Consider the following 16,892-nt stretch of genomic DNA (forward strand, 5'->3'; position numbering starts at 1 on the left):
ACAAGGGAGCCGCAACGCCGTGCGCGCACAAAAGCGGCCGAGCCCCTTCGGGGTTGGTACCCCAGGTTCCCCGATCCTGCGTTGCGCCACTTGTGGGTAGAACCACTACCCGCTGCCAGAGGCGCCTTGTCTCGGAAAACCTGGGGTACCAACGCGAGCGTGTACATTAATCAGTGTTTCCCTGGGGAACGACGGACCCCCGCCACAAAAGGGCTCACGGGCGGCTGAAATCGGCCGAAATGCTACCAGAGAGCCCCTCTCGGCTCAATCAACTGCGGCATCGCGAAGCGCACTTTGCGCATTGGGCGGAAGGGGCCGGAACGCGACCAGCGTCATATCGTCACGCCGTGGTTCGCCGCCGCGATAATCCTCCAGCACGCGGACCACGGAATCGATCTTGGCGGCCAGGTCACGCGGGGACTTCTCCGCCAGCACATGGCGCAGCCGCCGGCGCCCGAACAGCCGCGGCGGCTCGCCACCCACATGGTCGTGGGCGCCGTCGGTAATCAGGAAGAACTCCATGCCCGGCTCCACCGACACTACGTGGTCCACCGGCTGCGCAGGCTCCAGACTGCGGTAACCCAGCCCGCCGCGCACGCCGCGAATCTCTTCCACCTCGCCCGCACGGTCGATGATCAGCGGCAACCCCACGCCGGCAAAGGTCAGCGTACGGGCATCCGGGTCATAGACGCAGACCGCCGCCTCCAGTCCGTCGTCGGAATCCGAGTCCTGACCGTCCTGGCGCAGGCGCGAGCGCACCAGCCGATCCATCTCGCGCAGGATTGCCGACGGCTCCAGGAGCCGGTGTTCATGCAGGATGCGATCCAGCGCCGAGGCCAGCACCAGGGTAATGAACGCCCCGGGGACACCGTGCCCGGTGCAGTCCGCCGCCACCAGTACACTGCGCCCGTCGATGGCCTCCAGCCAGAAGTAGTCGCCCCCGACCAGATGCAGCGGCTCCCAGTAGACCTGCACCTCGTCCAGATGGCCGTCCAGGGCGTGTTTGTCCGGCAGCATCGCGGTCTGGATGCGCCGCGCATAGTGGATGCTCTCCACGACGAGCCGGTTACTGCGCTCGAGTTCGCGGTTGGCCTCGTCCACCCGCGCGAGCGCGCGCTCCGTCTCCAGCTTCTCGGCCTCCAGCTCGCGGGTACGCTCGACCACGCGCCGCTCCAGGTCCTCGTTCAGGGCCTTCAGCTCGCCCCGTGCACCATCCCGCGCGTCGAGGCCCTGTTGAAACGCGTTCAGGAGGCGATCAAGCGAGCGGTCCAGGGCGCCCAGCTCGTCATTCGCGTGGTGCCCCATGCGGGGGCGCGGCCACTGGGCCGGGCGGTCGGGATCGGTACCCGCCACAGCGTGGGAGATGCGCAGCATCGGGCGCAGCATCAGGCCGTAGAACAGCAGCACGACGACCAGCGAGACGATCACCGCCTGTACCACGCTGGTGATCACGCTGTTGCGCAGCCGCTCGACCAGAGCTGCAGCCAGCACATCGGGGGCGAGTTCCACACGCAGCGCCCCCACTGCGCCATTGGTCTCGCGCAGGTCCGGGTGGAGAAGCTCGCGCTCGTGCTGGCGATCCGCCCCGAACAGGCGCTCCCCAAGCCAGGAGGTGTCACCACCTTCGCGCTCCACCTCGGCCAGGGTGCGCCCGAAGTCGTCGAGGATCTCGGCGCGGTGGATCTCGTCAAAGGCCTGCAGGCCCGCCACCAGCGATTCCGCCTGATCGGCATTCAACTGGTAGGCCGCCTCGGCCGCGGGAGGGGCCACCAGCCGTTGCAGCCGGTCGATCTGTTCCAGGGTTTCGGCGTGAAAGGCTCGCGAATCGGCCGCGATGACGTAAGCGCTCGCCAGCAGGCTGAGCGCCAGCGCCACCAGCAGGGTCGCGAGCGCCAGCTTCGCGACCAGGCTGCGGCTGCGCGCCGGGCCGGACTCCGTCATACAGGCTCGCCGTGGAACTGGACCTCGACGCGGTTACGGCCTTCGTTCTTCGCGCGATAGAGCAGATCATCCGCCGCCGCGACCAGTGCCCCGGCATCCGGCCAGCGTTCGGTGGTCACGACGAGACCGATCGAGACCTCCAGATGCAGCGGTTCGCCCTTCCAGCGCGGGATCGTCTGCTCGACACTGGTGCGAATGCGCTCCGCAAGATTCTTGGCGGCGTCGAGATCGAGATCGGCGGCCACCACCAGAAACTCCTCGCCCCCCATGCGCCCGGCGTACTGATCGGCACCGAGCTCGCCACGGAGGATCTCGGCGAAACTCTGCAGGGCGTAGTCCCCGGCGGCATGGCCATGGGTGTCGTTCAGCGCCTTGAAGTCGTCGAGGTCGAGCATCATCACAGAGAGCGAGCGGGCCTGATCGCCCACCGTTTCGGCCAGCCCCTCGACACAGTCCATTACCCGGCGCCGCGAGAACAGCCCGGTCAGGGCATCCTCCAGCGCCAGGCGCTCGAGCTCGGACGTTAGCCGTTCACGCTCGCGTACCTCGTCGGACAACGCGCAGTTGAGCTGCTCCAGGTGCGTGGCCTGCTCGCGCAGCTGACGGTTCGCGGCCTGCAGGTCCAGCTGCATGCGATCGCTCATGCGCATCATGCGGCGCTGAACGCGGTAACTCTCTGAATAGGCCTTGGCCAGCATCCGTACGCCTTCGGCTACATCATCCAGCGCCTCCAGCATCTGCTCGGAGCGCTGCATGATCTGCTTTTCCTGTTCGAACAGGGAGAAGTCGGCAAGCGCTTCCGGATCGTCGCCGTCGCGGGAGGCCGATGGCATCGGCACGGGCTGATTGGGGTCGTGAGAGGCGCTCATGATGTCGGACACATGCGGTAGTCAGCGTGGGCAAAGTCCTCGGAAAAGTCCTCGCCGAACTCTTCCATCGTCTCGTCGTCTTCGTGGTAGCACCAGTTGATCTGCACGTTGATGCCGGCCTCGGCGGCATCTTCGAGGATCTGAAAGAGATTCATCAGCGCCTTCGCGGTCGAGCTGTTGAAGTAGATCATCTCGACGCTGAACTCCAGCGACTCGCTGACCCGCTCCTCGACCGCCTGGCGCAAGCCCTGGGTCAGGGGTCCATAGAAGCTCGCGGCGTCTTCCGGGTAGGACTCGCCGGCAATGCGGTATTGCCCCGCCGCGAAATCGAACAGGACCTCCGGGGTACGGTCCGTTGCCTCGTGTCGAATGGGGTCCGGTGCTGCCATCAGATGTAGGCCTTCAGTACAAAATAGGAATACGCGTCGGAAAGATGCTCGAAGTCGAACTGGATCGGCTCGCTGGCTCGGCGTGCAATCTCGATCAGCCCGATGCTGCCCCCCTTGCTGCCCTCGTCCGGCGGCTCGCGCAGCTTTTCCTTGTAGAAGCGCCGCAGGGCCTCCGCGTCCATACCCTGCAGTTCGCTGAGCCGCCCGCCGAGAGTATCGGCGTCTTCTCGGGCGATGATATTGCCGCAGATCACGAAAAATCGGCCTTTGTCGGAGCCGACCGTAATCATGCCCGAGCTCAGCTCCACCGGGGGTTCCGCCTCATGCTCGATCCGTTCGGCGGAGTAGCGAATGATGTTCTGCACCTGCTCGACAAACACCGAGAACACTCGATTGACGGTCTTGTTGTCGGTCGACTCCAGCCGGATCTTCTGGCGCAGGGCATCGCCCAGCGCCTTCAGGATGCCCTCGGAGATGTAGCCGGTGAACGAAAAGATGATGCCGCGCCGAGTCATGTTGCGCTGAAAATCCAGCACCTCCTCGGCGATCAGGCCACCGCGATCCGCTTCGCGTTGCGTGGCGAACTCAGTCATTCGCGTCTCCGTTACGTTCGAGTACGTCGCTGACGATCGCCGCGTAGCGGCCATCCTCGCGCATGGCATCCAGCGCGGCCTGGAGGCGGCCCAGCCGAGCGCGATCGGTATCCGGGTGGCAGGCGAGCGACATCACCGTATCGTTGAAGGCAAACAGCGAACGCAGTTCGCCGATCTCTTCGAGACGCGCGTACCAGGGTGCGAGGTGCTCGCCACTGACCCAGACCTCAATCCGGTCGGCCGCGAGCTTGCGCGCGTTCAGGCGGTCATTGGGGGCGGTATCGACCTCGATCCCCCGGGCCTCGACATACAACGCGACCGCGTCGTCGCGATAACCACCCACCCGGTAGTCATGGAGGTCATCGAGCGACTGCGCTGCGACGTCGGAGCCTTCAAGGGCATAGGCATGCCACTGATTCTCCACCAGCGGGCCTACCCACTCGAAGAGCTCTTCCCGTTCCGGGGTCCGCGTCGTGGAGAACACACAGGTGTCGGGGTTCGACTGCGCCTCGGCGTAGGCGCGACTCCAGGGCAGCAGGCGGATCTCCGCCTCGATCCCGGTCTCCTCGAGCAGCTGGTTCATCACGCGCACGGAGATGCCGTCGAGCTCGCCATCCGGCGTCTCGAAGTTGAATGGCGGATAGCTCTCGGTGGCCAGGTGGAGGGTTCCGCCCTGTGCCGTTGCCATACCCGGCAACGCGAGCACACAAGCGATACCCCAGACATACCCCCCGGTCTGCCGGCTGATGGTTCTCACACCCCGGCCCCTCAAAAGTATGACGAAGTTCAAGCATTCGCTTTTCCGCTCGCCCCGTCAACTGTACGGGGACTACAGGTTTGGGGCCCGCAATCGATCAGACAGCCGACTTCAGGGCCCCAGCTCTCCATCCGGCCAGAGAATGGCCACGACGGTCCCATCCGCCCGCCGCCTGACCAACGGCAGGTGCTCGCGCGCCCATGGCGGGACCCCTCGCTCCTGCAGCCGTTTCTTCAAGGGTCGCCGACCCGCTGGCGTCACCACGGTTTCCCCGCCTCGGCGAAACCCGACCTCCAGCGCCTCCTGCGCATCCACACCCAGCGCCTCCAGCGCTGCGCGCTCCAGCACTCGACCGTCCGGGAGCGTCAGGCGCGCATGGCCCGGCGGCCAGGGCATCACGTCGCCTGGCGCGGCCGGCTTCCCATCCGGGGCTTCGGCGTAAATCGTTCCGCGGTAAACGCCCATCCAGCCATCCGCCCAGCGCAGTTCCGGATTCCGGTCCGCCCCGTGCACCTCCAGTTGTCGACAGAACTCCTCCAGCCGCGCATGACCCGGCGGTCGCAGGCCCTGCGCGCGCAGCCAGGCCCGCAATCGTGCGCGCCGAGCGGGCAGATCCAGTTCGGCCAGCGAGGCCACCTCGAGCGAGGCTTCACCCGGAAGGTGCTTGTCCTCCAGGCTCGCCAGGCGATCGACAGCCTCGCGCTGCCAGCGAGCGCAGCGTGCCAGGGAGCCATAAACGGGGAACCGTTCTGCCAGACGCGGAAAGATCTCGCGGCGCAGGAAGTTGCGGTCGAAGCGGGTGTCGTCATTGCTCGGGTCGTGGTACCAGTCGAGAGCGGCCACACGCGCGTAGCCCGCGATGCTCTCGCCCGGGACCGCCAGCAGCGGACGCCCCAGCCAGGTATCCCCTTCGCGACGCAGGACGCGCATGCCTTGAAGGCCCTCCGGACCGCTCCCGCGCAGCGCGGCGAGCAGGAAGGTCTCGGCCTGGTCGTCGGCGTGCTGGGCGGTCAGGATCAGGTCCCGCTCGCCAAGGCCCTCGCGCAGGGCCGTGTAGCGCGCGCGGCGCGCCGCGGCTTCCGGCCCCTCGGAGGCATCATCGAGAACGATCACATTGCGTACGGTCAGCGGTACTTCCAGCGCCTCGGCAACGCGCACACAGAATGCCGCCTGCGCCTCGGCATCCGGTCGCAGACCATGATTTACATGCCAGGCCTCAAGCCCTTGAGGGCGCAGTTGCGCGAGCGCGTGCAGTAATACGGAGGAGTCGCGGCCGCCGCTGAAGGCAACCCGCAGGGATGTAGCACCGGGGTGATCCTGCAAAAAGGCCCGAACGGCGGCCATCACCGGGTGAGTGCCATCCGGCACCCGGCCCGGCGTCTCAGGAGGCGGCTTCCTGGAAGGCACCGTAGTCCATCAGGCGGCGGTAACGCCGATCCAGCCGCTTGGCCGGGTCCAGCGCCTCCAGGCCATCGAGGGTTTCCAGCAGTGCCGCGCGCAGGTGCGCCGACATCGTCTCCGGATCGCGATGGGCGCCGCCCAGCGGCTCGGGGACAATGCGATCGACCAGCCCCAGGTCGTGCAGCCGCTGCGAGGTGATACCCAGCGCCTCCGCCGCCTCGGACGCGCGTTCGGCACTCTTCCAGAGAATGGAGGCACAGCCTTCCGGCGAGATGACCGAGTAGGTCGAGTACTGCAGCATCAGCGTGGCATCGCCGACCCCGATCGCCAGCGCGCCGCCGGAGCCGCCCTCGCCGATCACCGTCGCGATAATCGGGGTATCCAGCCGCGCCATCACCATCAGATTGCGGGCAATCGCCTCACTCTGGCCGCGCTCCTCGGCACCCACACCCGGATAGGCGCCCGGGGTGTCGATGAACGTGAGGACCGGCAACCGAAAACGCTCGGCCGTCTCCATCAGGCGCAGGGCCTTGCGGTAGCCCTCCGGCCGTGGCATCCCGAAGTTGCGGTACACCTTCTCGCGCGTCTGGCGCCCCTTCTGGTGGCCAATGATCATCACCGGGCGCCCGTCGAGACGGGCCACGCCACCGACGATCGCCGGATCATCCGCGTAGGTCCGGTCACCGTGGAGTTCCTCGAACTCGTCGAACAGCTGCGGGATATAGTCCAGCGTGTACGGACGCTTCGGGTGGCGCGACATCTGCGCCACCTGCCAGGGGGTGAGCTTGGCGAAGATACTCTCCGTCAGCGAACGGCACTTCTCCTCCAGGCGCTGGATCTCTTCCTGGATGTTGACCTCGGCATCGTCACCCACATAGCGCAGATCCCGAATCTTGGCTTCCAGTTCGGCGATGGGCTGTTCGAAGTCGAGAAAATCCGGATTCATGCAGGGTCCCGCGTCGGAAAGGTGGGCGTCAGGCGCGGAATTGTAACCAATTACCCCGCACTTCGCTGCCCGTTCGAGACCCGCCGGGACGGTTGCGCAGCAACATGCCCTGGTTCAGCGCTATTGATGACAACGCCCGACTTCGTAGATGCCCACAGAATCACCGGCCGTACAGGACCTGGGCCTCGCAACCCGGCCCCAGGGTCTGCTGCAGGTTGCGCAGCAACCGCTCGTCCGGACGGATGGCCCAGCCCTCGGGCAGACTCAGTTCGGCCTCGAGGCCGTCCCGGCGGTAGCACAGGTGGACTCGGCACTGGCCATCGCGATGTTCTTGCATCAGGCCGCGCAGGTTCTCTACCTGCTCGGCACGCACCCCCTCCAGACACAGGTGCAGAGCGCGTGCCCACTGCGCCCGAGCCTCGTCCAGCGTGTACACCGCCCGGGCCCGCATGCGGATACCGCCGGCATAGTCATCCAGCGCCACCGTGCCCTCGGCCACCAGGAGGGTGTCCGGCTCCAGCCGATCGCGGTACGTGGTGAAGTCGTCGTTGAACAGCACGATCTCGGCACGCCCGCTGCGGTCATCCAGGGTCGCGATGCCCATGCGCCCGTTCTGCGTGTTGCGCACTCGCACCCCCACGACCAGGCCGGCAATGCGCACCGTCTCCTGCCGCCCGCGCCGCCCCTGCTGGCCACCCTCATCGGGCCGCTGCTCCAGCTTCGCCTCCAGTTCGGCGAACGTGCTGCCCGTCAGCCGCTTGAGTTCTGCACGATAGCGTTCGACCGGGTGCCCGGTCAGGTACAGGCCCAGCGTCTCCTTCTCCCCGCGCAGGCGGTCATCATCCTCCATTTCCGGGAGGGTCTCGCTCTCGGGGACCACGGCCGCCGCCGGGTCGCCAAACAGATCCACCACCCCCAGGCTCGCGTTGCGCTCGGTCTGCTCCGCCGCGGCCACGGCGGTGGGGATGTCGTTCAGCAGCGTCGCGCGGTTCGCGCCGATCGCATCCAGCGCACCCGCACGCACCAGCGTCTCCAGCACGCGCTTGTTCAGCTTGGACAGGTCCACGCGCTGGCACAGGTCGATCAGCCCGTGGAAGGGACCATCCACCGCACGCGCCTTCAGCAGTGTCTCGATCGCCGACTCGCCCACACCCTTGATCGCCCCGAGGCCATAGACCACCGTCCCGGCATCGCGGCAGGTAAAGCGGTAGTCCGACTGGTTCACGTCCGGCGGCAGGACCTCCAGGCCCATGTTCCGGCATTCCTCGATCAGGCCCACGACCTTGTCGGTGTTGTCCATATCCGCGGACAACACCGCGGCCATGAACGGCGCCGGGTAATGCGCCTTCAGCCAGGCGGTCTGATACGCAACCAGGGCATAGGCGGCCGAGTGCGACTTGTTGAAGCCGTAGCCGGCGAACTTCTCCATCAGGTCGAAGATATAGGTCGCGGTCCCCTCCTCGACCCCGCGCCCCAGCGCACCCTCCATGAAAATCTGGCGCTGCTTGGCCATCTCCTCGGGCTTCTTCTTGCCCATCGCGCGTCGCAGCAGGTCAGCGCCGCCGAGCGTATAGTTCGCCAGGACCTGGGCGATCTGCATCACCTGCTCCTGGTACAGGATGACCCCGTAGGTCGGCTGCAGGATCGGCTCCAGATCCGGATGCGGGTATTCCACCTGCGCGCGACCATGCTTGCGGTCGATGAAGTCATCCACCATCCCCGACTGCAGCGGGCCCGGCCGGTACAGGGCCACCAGCGCGATGATGTCCTCGAAGCTGTCCGGCTGCAGGCGCCGGATCAGGTCCTTCATCCCGCCCGATTCCAGCTGGAACACCGCGGTGGTCTGGTAGGCCTTCAGCAGCTTGAAGGTGTCGGGGTCATCCAGCGGGACCGCATCCAGGTCGATACGGGTCTCGGGGTCCATCTTGCGCACGTTCTCGACCGCCCAGTCGATGATCGTCAGCGTGCGCAGCCCCAGAAAGTCGAACTTCACCAGACCCACGGCCTCGACGTCGTCCTTGTCGAAGTGGGTCACCAGCGAGCCACCATCGTCCTCGCAGTACAGTGGCGAGAAGTCGGTCAGCGCCGAGGGGGCGATCACCACGCCGCCGGCGTGCTTGCCCGCATTGCGGGTGAGTCCCTCGAGCTTGCGCGCCAGATCGATGATCCCGCGCACCTCCTCGTCCTGATCGTACTGCGACTTCAGGTCCTCGCTCTCGGCCAGGGCCTTGTCCAGGGTCATGCCCAGCTCGAACGGGATCAGCTTGGCGATGCGGTCGACAAATCCGTAGCCATAGCCCAGTACACGACCACAGTCGCGCACGACCGCCTTCGCGGCCATGGTGCCGTGGGTGATGATCTGCGAGACCTTGTCGCGCCCGTAGCGCTCGGCCACGTAGTCGATCACGTCATCGCGTTTCTCCATGCAGAAATCGACATCGAAGTCAGGCATGGACACGCGCTCTGGATTAAGAAATCGCTCAAAAAGCAGCTCGTAACGCAATGGATCCAGATCAGTAATACCCAGCACATAGGCGACCAGTGAACCCGCGCCCGATCCACGCCCCGGCCCCACCGGAATGCCATTGTCCTTGGCCCACTGGATAAAGTCGGCCACGATCAGGAAGTAGCCGGGGAAACCCATCTGGCAGATCACGTCCAGTTCGAGCTTCAGGCGTTCCTCGTACTCCGAGCGCTCGGCAAACTGAAAACGTTCCAGCCGGGCCTCGAGCCCCTTCGCCGAGGTCTCGCGCAGATGATCCTCGACCGTGTAGCCCTCCGGCACCGGGAAATCCGGCAACACCGACTCCCCGAGCGTCAGGCTGACACTGCAGCGCCGGGCGATCGCCACCGAGTTCGCCAGGGCCTCGGGGATATCCGAGAAGCGTTCCGTCATCTCCTGCGGGGTGGCGAGGTACTGATGCTCGGAGTAGCGCCGCGGGCGCGAGGGGTCATCCAGCGTGGTGCCATCATGGATACAGACGCGCGCCTCGTGGGCCTCGAAGTCCTCGGCCTTCAGGAAGCGAACGTCGTTGGTCGCCACCACGGGCAGCTCGAATTGTTCCGCCGCCGCGAGGGCCTGCTCGATCCAGGCCTCCTCGCCCGGGCGCTCGGTGCGCGTCAGCTCCAGATAGAAGCGCCCGGGAAAACGCTTCAGCCAGGGGGCAAGATCATCGTGGGTCAATACGCGCGCGACGCCCGAGCCGCTCACGAACAGACCATCGATGCCACCCGACAGCGCGATCAGGCCCTCGGCCGCGCTATCCAGCCATTCCGCGTCGATCCGAGGGATGCCCTTTTCCTGACCTTCCTGCCAGGCCCGCGAGATCAGTCGGGTGAGGTTGCGGTAGCCGGGGTCGTTCTGCGCAAGCAGCGTCATGCGCGCCACGCTCCCGTCTGCGCGGGCGTCCCGCACCAGCAGATCGGCCCCGATGATCGGCTGCACGCCCTGGGCAATGGCCGCCCGGTAGAATTTCACCAGTCCGAACAGGTTGCAGTGATCGGTCACCGCGACCGCGGGCATGCCCTTCTCCGCGACCGCCGCGACCAGCGGCTTCAGGCGCACCAGCCCGTCGATCAGCGAGTACTCGGAGTGCACCCTCAGGTGCACAAAACCGGGGTCGTGCCATGCGCCGCTCATGCTTCTTCCCCCGCAACAGCGGCCAGTGCCCGCGCCACTGGCCCAAAGCTCCGACGATGCTCCACACACGGCCCGAGGCGCGCCAGCGCGTCGCGGTGGTAGGCCGTCGGGTAGCCGGCATGACGATCAAAGCCGTAGTCGGGATAGCGCTCGTGCAGGGCCGTCATTTCCGCGTCACGCGCCACCTTGGCGATGACTGAGGCCGCACTGATCGCTGCCACGGAGCCATCCCCGCCGACGATCGCCTCGGCACTCCAGGGGCCCTCTGGCGTGAAGCGGCCATCGACCAGCAAATGATCCGGCGCCTGCGACAATGCGGCCACCGCGCGCTGCATCGCCAGCAGGGTCGCGCGATGGATGTTCAGTGCGTCAATCTCGGCCGCCTCGGCACGGCCCAGCGCCCAGGCTACCGCCCGTTCGCGAATCTCGACATCCAGCGCCTGCCGGCGCCCGGCCGAAAGTTTCTTGGAATCGGTCAGCCCCGGTGCTGCAAAACTCTCCGGCAGGATCACCGCAGCCGCCACCACCGGGCCGGCCAGGGGGCCACGCCCCACCTCGTCGACGCCCGCGACCCAAGCGTTTGTCACCCTGTTTGCGGACATCGAACCCCCGGCCGGGTTTAGGAAACACTGAAACCCGTGTTTCCCTGGACAATAGCGGGAATGAATCGCGGACATGCGCCGTCCGGACGATCCGTTACAATAGCGCCGGAAATCCTAGCACACGCCCCACGAACCCCGAGCCCGCCCATGTCTCAGAATCCCCTGCGCTGCGCCGCGATCGGCGTCGGTCACCTCGGCAAATGGCATGCTGCCAAATACGCCGCCCTGCCAGAAACCGAGCTGGTCGCCGTAGCCGATGCCGACGCCACCACCGCCGAGCGTGTCGCCGCCGAACATGGCTGCGCCGCCGTCACCGATCACCGCGAACTGCTTGGCCAGGTCGATGCGGTCTCGATCGCCGCGCCGACCACCCTGCACTACGACATCGCGCGGGACTTCCTCGACGCCGGGTGCCATGTACTGGTCGAAAAACCGATCACCGCGACGCTGGAGCAGGCCGAGGCCCTGAACCAGCTGGCCGAGGCCAAGGGCGTGGTATTACAGGTCGGGCATCTGGAGCGTTTCAATGCCGCCCTGCGCCGGCTGACCGACGATCCGCTGCATCCGCGCTTTATCGAATCGCACCGTCTCGCGCCGTACAAGCCCCGTGCAACGGATGTCTCCGTGGTGCTGGATCTGATGATTCACGACATCGATATCATCCTGTCCCTGACGGATTCGCCGCTGACCGAGGTCCGTGCCTCCGGCGCCCGCGTGCTGACGCAGGACATCGACATTGCCAACGCCCGTCTGGAGTTCGCCAACGGCTGCGTCGCGAACGTGACCTCCTCGCGCGTGAGCAACAAGTCCGAGCGCCGCATGCGCATCTTCCAGTCGCACGCCTACGCCTCGGTGGACTTTCAGAACCGCATCCTCTCGCTGAACCGAATCGGAGCACCCGACCCCGAGACCGGCGCCCCGGAGATCCACCGGGACGAGAGCGTGTTCGACGAGGCCGATGCCCTGCTCGCCGAGATCCGCGCCTTCGTGGCCGCCGTGCGCGGCGAAGGCCCGGTCGTGGTCAGCGGCCGCGACGGGCAGCGTGCGCTGGCCACCGCCGAGCAGATCACAAAGCTCGTCTATCAGAATCTCAACGTGATGGGCCAGGCCGACGGCCCCCACAGCCACCTCGAAAACACCCGCACAGGAGTCAAGTCGTGATCCCGATGGTCGACCTGCAGCGCCAGTACCAGAGCCTGCGTCCCGAAATCGATGCCGCGCTGCAGGAGGTCCTGTCCGGGGCCCGCTACATCCTGGGCCCCAATGTCCAGGCACTGGAAGACGAGCTGGCGCGCTATCTCGGTGTGGAACATGCGATCACCTGCGCCTCGGGGACCGATGCGCTGCATCTGGCCCTGGCCGCCGCAGGCATCGGCCCGGGCGACGAGGTGATCACCACGCCGTTCACGTTCATCGCCACCGCCGAGGCGATTCGCTATGTCGGGGCCGACCCGGTGTTCGTGGACATCGATCCCGACACCTTCAACATCGATCCGGAGCAGGTCGAGGCCGCGATCACCGAAAGCACCAGGGCCATCATTCCGGTGCATCTGTTCGGACAACCAGCCGACCTGCCGCGCCTGCAAGCCATCGCCGAACGCCACAAGCTGCTCATTGTCGAGGATTGCGCCCAGTCCTTTGGTGCCGCCATCGACGGTGCGCAGACCGGATCCGCAAATGCCTTTGGCTGCTTCTCGTTTTTCCCCTCGAAGAACCTCGGGGCCTTCGGCGACGGCGGCCTGGTCACCACCAGCTGCCCGACCTCGGCCGAGGCCCTGAAGCGGCTGCGCAACCACGGGTCCACCGAGCGGTACTACCACGACGAAGTGGGCTACAACAGCCGCCTGGACGAGATGCAGGCGGCGATCCTGCGGGTGAAACTGCCGCACATCGACGAATACAACGCCCAGCGCCGGCGCGTCGCCGCCAGTTACCGCAAGGGCCTGGAGGGCCTGCCGGTTCAGACCCCGCACGAGGACCGGATTGGTACGCATGTCTACCACCAGTACACGCTGCTGACCGATCACCGTGACGCGATCATGCAGGCCTTGAAAGAGGCCGAGATCGCGCACGCGATCTACTACCCAGTGCCGCTGCACCAGCAAAAGGCCTTCGCGGACCTTCCGAATCTGCCGACGAGTCTTCCGGTCACGGAATCCGTCACCGCACGCTGTCTGTCGCTTCCGGTGTTCCCCGAGCTCGAGGACGGCCAGATCGAGAGGATCTGCGACACCATCCGGCGCGCCCTCGCCTAAGCACCGAAACAGACCCGGCCCCATGGAACGCCACGTGGTCATCTGCGCCGGAGAGAGCTCCGGCGATGCCCTGGGTGCCGGGCTGGTGCGCGAACTGGCGACCCTGGAGCCCGCGGTGCGCTATTCCGGCATGGGGGGCGCGCAGATGCGCGATGCGGGTGTCGAGACACTGATCGATGTCGAGGAACTCGCGGTCGTCGGGCTCGTCGACGTCCTGGTGAACTACCCGCGCCTGCGCCGACTGTTCCGGCGCATGGGTACCCACCTGGAGAATACCCGCCCGGATCTGCTGGTCCTGGTCGACTACGTCGAATTCAACCTGCGCCTGGCGGCGCATGCACGACGCCTGGGTATCCCGGTCCTGTTCTATGTCAGCCCCCAGCTGTGGGCCTGGCGATCCGGGCGTATCCGCCGGATTCAGCAGTGCGTCGACGCGATGGCGGTACTGTTTCCCTTCGAAACCGAGATTTACGAACGTGCCGGCGTCCCGGTGCGCTACGTCGGCAATCCACTGGTGGACCGGGTCCAGGCACCCAGCGTACCGCTAGCGGAACGGATCGCCGTCGCCGAAGATGAACGCGTGGTCGGACTCTTGCCCGGCAGCCGCAGGGGAGAGCTCAAGCGCCACTGGCCGCTCCTGGTCGCGACCGCGCGCCGGATGCACAGGGAGGACGCCTCGCTGCGCTTCGCCGTCGCACTGGCCCCGGGCGTTGACCCACCACGCCTGGATGCTCTGGCCCCGCGAGATGGCCTGCCGATTTCGTTTGTCTCCGGCGAGGATGGCACGCACGCGCTGATGGCGGATGCCGATCTGCTGCTGATTGCCTCGGGTACGGCCACGCTCGAGGCCGGCCTGCTCCAGGCACCGATGCTGGTGTTCTACCGGATGGGGAGTCTCAGCCACGCGGTCTTTTCACGCCTGGTCCGCCTGGAGAATATCGCCCTGGTCAACATCGTCGCGGGGGAACGACTGGTCCCGGAATACCTTCAACGTCAGGCAAACCCGGAACGCCTCGCGTCGGACGCGCTCGACCTGCTCCGGCACCCGGAGCGGCTCGGCGCGATGCGCGAATCCCTGGCCTCGATTCGCGAGCGCCTGGGGGAAGGCGGGGCCAATCGCCGAATCGCCGAGATGGCACGGGAGCTCCTCAACCAGGGACGCCTGGTCGAGCCCTGACACGGCAAACCGGTGTCAGTGCGGGCGCCCCCCTCGGAGTATGCCGCGCTGGCTGTTGCGCACGAACCCGATCAGGTTGCGCACCTCCGGGACCTCGGTCTCGTCGAACATCGTCTCCAGATGGCGCTCGCGGCCGGCGCGACCACGCATGCCGAGGATAAAGACGCGATGCAGCGCCTGGATCGCCTCATTCGAGAAACCATTGCGGCGCAACCCGACCTTGTTGATCCCGATCAGCCGCGCGTAGTTGCCGCTGGCCAGGCAGTAGGGCGGCAGGTCGCGGTTCAGCGCCGCCCCCATGCTGGTAAAGGCAAAGGTACCCACGCGACAGAACTGATGCACCAGGGTAAAACCGCCCAGTGTCACGTTGTCCTGAATCTCGACGTGACCGGCCAGAGAAGTCGCGTTGGAGAAGATGATCTGGTTGCCGATGGTGCAGTCGTGCGCGATGTGCACATAGGCCATGATCAGGTTGTCATGACCGATCACGGTCTCGCCCAGCCCCTTCTCCGTGCCGCGGTGCAGCGTGACCGATTCGCGAATCACGTTGCGATCCCCGATCACCAGCCGCGTCGGCTCGCCCTTGTAGGTCGTATCCTGCGGCTCCTCGCCGATCGAGGAGAACTGGAAAATGCGATTCTCGCGGCCGATCTCGGTCGGGCCCCGAATCACGACATGAGGACCCACGCGGGTACCGGCCCCAATCCGCACATTCGGGCCGATCACGCTGAACGGCCCCACCTCGACCGAGGAGTCCAGCTCCGCGCTCGGGTGTACATCGGCCCGCGGGTCGATCACGAGGGGATTTCCTGCCCGGAACACATCAGCTGGGCCGTGGCACAGATGTCGTCACCCACACGGGCAACCGCATCAAAGCGCCAGATGCCGCGCATGGTGCGCTTGAGATCGACGCGCAGGTGGAGCTGGTCACCGGGCACCACCTGGCGCCGGAAACGTGCCTCGTCAATGCCCACGAACAGGTACAGCTGCTGCTTGTCCTGGTTCTCGTTGCGCGCCTCTTCGGTCTTGAACGCCAGAAGGCCCGTGGCCTGCGCCAGCGCCTCGAGGATCAGGACACCGGGCATTACCGGCTTGATCGGGAAGTGCCCCTGAAAATAGGGCTCGTTGATACTGACGTTCTTGATCCCGGTCAGATAGCCGCCGGGCTCCCATTCCAGTACCCGGTCGACCATGAGAAACGGATATCGATGCGGCAGATAGCGCATGATCTCCTGGACGTTGAAGTCATCCACGCGGCATTCCTTTTTTGTTGATTCTGACGAGCCGAGACCAAAGGACGACTCCAACACAAGCGGGATTCACGCATCCCGGGTCCGGGCGAGCCGACGCAGCCGTGCCAGCATCCGGTTCCACAGCCGGGCCTCCTGGTGCGGGACACCGGATGCATACTCCCCCGGTCGATCAATCGAGCGCGTGACGAGCGTCATCGCGTGCAGTGTCACCCGATCGGCGATCGCCAGGTGGCCGAGAATCCCGACCCCGCCCCCAATGGCGCAATGCGCCCCGATGCGTGCGCTGCCCGCAATCCCCACACAACCCGCAATGGCCGTATGGTCGCCAATCTGAACGTTATGGGCAACATGGACGAGGTTGTCGATCTTGACCCCGTTGCCGATCCGTGTGGACTCCAGCGATCCGCGATCGATGGTGGAGTTCGCACCGATCTCCACATCATCGCCCACGCGCACATCTCCCAATTGCTCGATCTTCTCCCAGGAGGAATCCGGGCCGGGTGCGAATCCAAACCCATCCGCGCCCAGTACCGCGCCACAATGGATGATGGCGCGTTTGCCAACCTTCACGTCATCCAGCAGGCTGACGCGGGGATGCAGGTAGCACCTCTCCCCCAGTTCGACGCGCTCCCCGAGCACACTATTTGCTCCGATCACCGACCCTGCACCGACCCGTGATCCAGCTCCAACGACCGCGCCGGGTCCAACCTGCACATCGGCGGCAAGATGCGCATCCGGATGCACTCGCGCGCTTGCGTCCACTCCGGGAACGGCGTCCCGGCGACCGGCCGCCAACCAGCGGGACACCTGTCCATAGGCCCGATAGGGGTTGTCGACGGCAATCCACGCATGCGCAGTCGTCGACCCTGGCTTGATACCCGAACGGGGGACCAGAACACAGCCCGCTTGGGTCGACTCCAGGGCATCACGATAGCGATCGGGATTCGTCACAAAGGCCACATCGGCCGGCCCGGCCTGTGCAAGCGTTGCCAGACCTCGCAACGGGATCTCGGCCGATCCCTTGAGGTCGCCGCCCAGATACTCGGCCAGCGCCCCAGCGGTAATCACC

15 protein-coding genes are annotated in these 16,892 nt (G+C 66.1%); 3 read left to right on the forward strand and 12 right to left on the reverse strand.

Annotated features, from left to right (window positions below):
- Positions 1–264 precede the first annotated feature (264 nt).
- The 9 genes from TK90_RS07400 to rnhB all read right to left on the reverse strand — a co-directional run bounded on the left by TK90_RS07400 (position 265) and on the right by rnhB (position 11,138).
- A complete protein-coding gene (locus TK90_RS07400; RefSeq protein ID WP_012982862.1) occupies positions 265–1,941 on the reverse strand; it encodes a PP2C family protein-serine/threonine phosphatase in 1,677 nt (558 codons plus the stop codon).
- Positions 1,938–2,774 (reverse strand): GGDEF domain-containing protein, encoded by an 837-nt coding sequence (locus tag TK90_RS07405; protein WP_041444238.1) that lies wholly within the window; start codon positions 2,772–2,774, stop codon positions 1,938–1,940. Before TK90_RS07405 ends, TK90_RS07400 begins: the two co-directional genes overlap by 4 nt.
- 32 nt (positions 2,775–2,806) lie before the next feature.
- Positions 2,807–3,199 (reverse strand): DUF1987 domain-containing protein, encoded by a 393-nt coding sequence (locus tag TK90_RS07410; protein WP_012982864.1) that lies wholly within the window; start codon positions 3,197–3,199, stop codon positions 2,807–2,809.
- Positions 3,199–3,792, reverse strand: a complete 594-nt coding sequence (locus TK90_RS07415; protein ID WP_012982865.1) for a SiaB family protein kinase — start codon at positions 3,790–3,792, stop codon at positions 3,199–3,201. Before TK90_RS07415 ends, TK90_RS07410 begins: the two co-directional genes overlap by 1 nt.
- Positions 3,785–4,480 (reverse strand): ABC transporter substrate-binding protein, encoded by a 696-nt coding sequence (locus tag TK90_RS07420; protein ID WP_041444239.1) that lies wholly within the window; start codon positions 4,478–4,480, stop codon positions 3,785–3,787. The genes TK90_RS07415 and TK90_RS07420 overlap by 8 nt, the downstream gene beginning before the upstream one ends.
- 180 nt (positions 4,481–4,660) lie before the next feature.
- Complete coding sequence (gene tilS / locus TK90_RS07425; RefSeq protein ID WP_012982867.1) at positions 4,661–5,917, reverse strand: tRNA lysidine(34) synthetase TilS; 1,257 nt, start codon at positions 5,915–5,917, stop codon at positions 4,661–4,663.
- A gap of 13 nt (positions 5,918–5,930) precedes the next feature.
- The gene (locus TK90_RS07430; RefSeq protein WP_012982868.1) at positions 5,931–6,896 is read right to left on the reverse strand and encodes an acetyl-CoA carboxylase carboxyltransferase subunit alpha; all 966 of its coding nucleotides are present in this window, start codon (positions 6,894–6,896) and stop codon (positions 5,931–5,933) included.
- A 160-nt stretch (positions 6,897–7,056) separates the two neighbouring features.
- Positions 7,057–10,536 carry a DNA polymerase III subunit alpha gene (dnaE, locus tag TK90_RS07435; protein WP_012982869.1) on the reverse strand — a complete coding sequence of 1,160 codons (3,480 nt, stop codon included), beginning with the start codon at positions 10,534–10,536 and terminating at the stop codon, positions 7,057–7,059.
- Complete coding sequence (rnhB, locus tag TK90_RS07440) at positions 10,533–11,138, reverse strand: ribonuclease HII (RefSeq protein WP_041444240.1); 606 nt, start codon at positions 11,136–11,138, stop codon at positions 10,533–10,535. The genes dnaE and rnhB overlap by 4 nt, the downstream gene beginning before the upstream one ends.
- Before the next feature lie 147 nt (positions 11,139–11,285).
- On the opposite strand from rnhB, the gene TK90_RS07445 reads away from it, so the two are divergent.
- The 3 genes from TK90_RS07445 to lpxB are packed head-to-tail and all read left to right on the forward strand — an operon-like array spanning position 11,286 to position 14,570.
- Positions 11,286–12,299, forward strand: a complete 1,014-nt coding sequence (locus TK90_RS07445; RefSeq protein ID WP_012982871.1) for a Gfo/Idh/MocA family protein — start codon at positions 11,286–11,288, stop codon at positions 12,297–12,299.
- Positions 12,296–13,393 carry a DegT/DnrJ/EryC1/StrS aminotransferase family protein gene (locus tag TK90_RS07450; protein ID WP_012982872.1) on the forward strand — a complete coding sequence of 366 codons (1,098 nt, stop codon included), beginning with the start codon at positions 12,296–12,298 and terminating at the stop codon, positions 13,391–13,393. The genes TK90_RS07445 and TK90_RS07450 overlap by 4 nt, the downstream gene beginning before the upstream one ends.
- 22 nt (positions 13,394–13,415) lie before the next feature.
- Positions 13,416–14,570 (forward strand): lipid-A-disaccharide synthase, encoded by a 1,155-nt coding sequence (gene lpxB, locus TK90_RS07455; protein WP_012982873.1) that lies wholly within the window; start codon positions 13,416–13,418, stop codon positions 14,568–14,570.
- A gap of 15 nt (positions 14,571–14,585) precedes the next feature.
- On the opposite strand, the gene lpxA is transcribed toward lpxB, so the two are convergent.
- The 3 genes from lpxA to lpxD form a co-directional block, all read right to left on the reverse strand.
- A complete protein-coding gene (gene lpxA, locus TK90_RS07460) occupies positions 14,586–15,368 on the reverse strand; it encodes an acyl-ACP--UDP-N-acetylglucosamine O-acyltransferase (protein WP_012982874.1) in 783 nt (260 codons plus the stop codon).
- Positions 15,365–15,823: a 3-hydroxyacyl-ACP dehydratase FabZ gene (gene fabZ / locus TK90_RS07465; protein WP_012982875.1), complete on the reverse strand. Its 459-nt coding sequence runs from the start codon at positions 15,821–15,823 to the stop codon at positions 15,365–15,367. Before fabZ ends, lpxA begins: the two co-directional genes overlap by 4 nt.
- Before the next feature lie 66 nt (positions 15,824–15,889).
- Entirely contained in the window at positions 15,890–16,891 is a 1,002-nt protein-coding gene (gene lpxD, locus TK90_RS07470; RefSeq protein WP_012982876.1) for a UDP-3-O-(3-hydroxymyristoyl)glucosamine N-acyltransferase, read from the reverse strand.
- Between the last annotated feature and the right edge of the window lies 1 nt (position 16,892).

Origin of the sequence: Thioalkalivibrio sp. K90mix, assembly GCF_000025545.1 — a bacterium.
Lineage (GTDB): Bacteria > Pseudomonadota > Gammaproteobacteria > Ectothiorhodospirales > Ectothiorhodospiraceae > Thioalkalivibrio.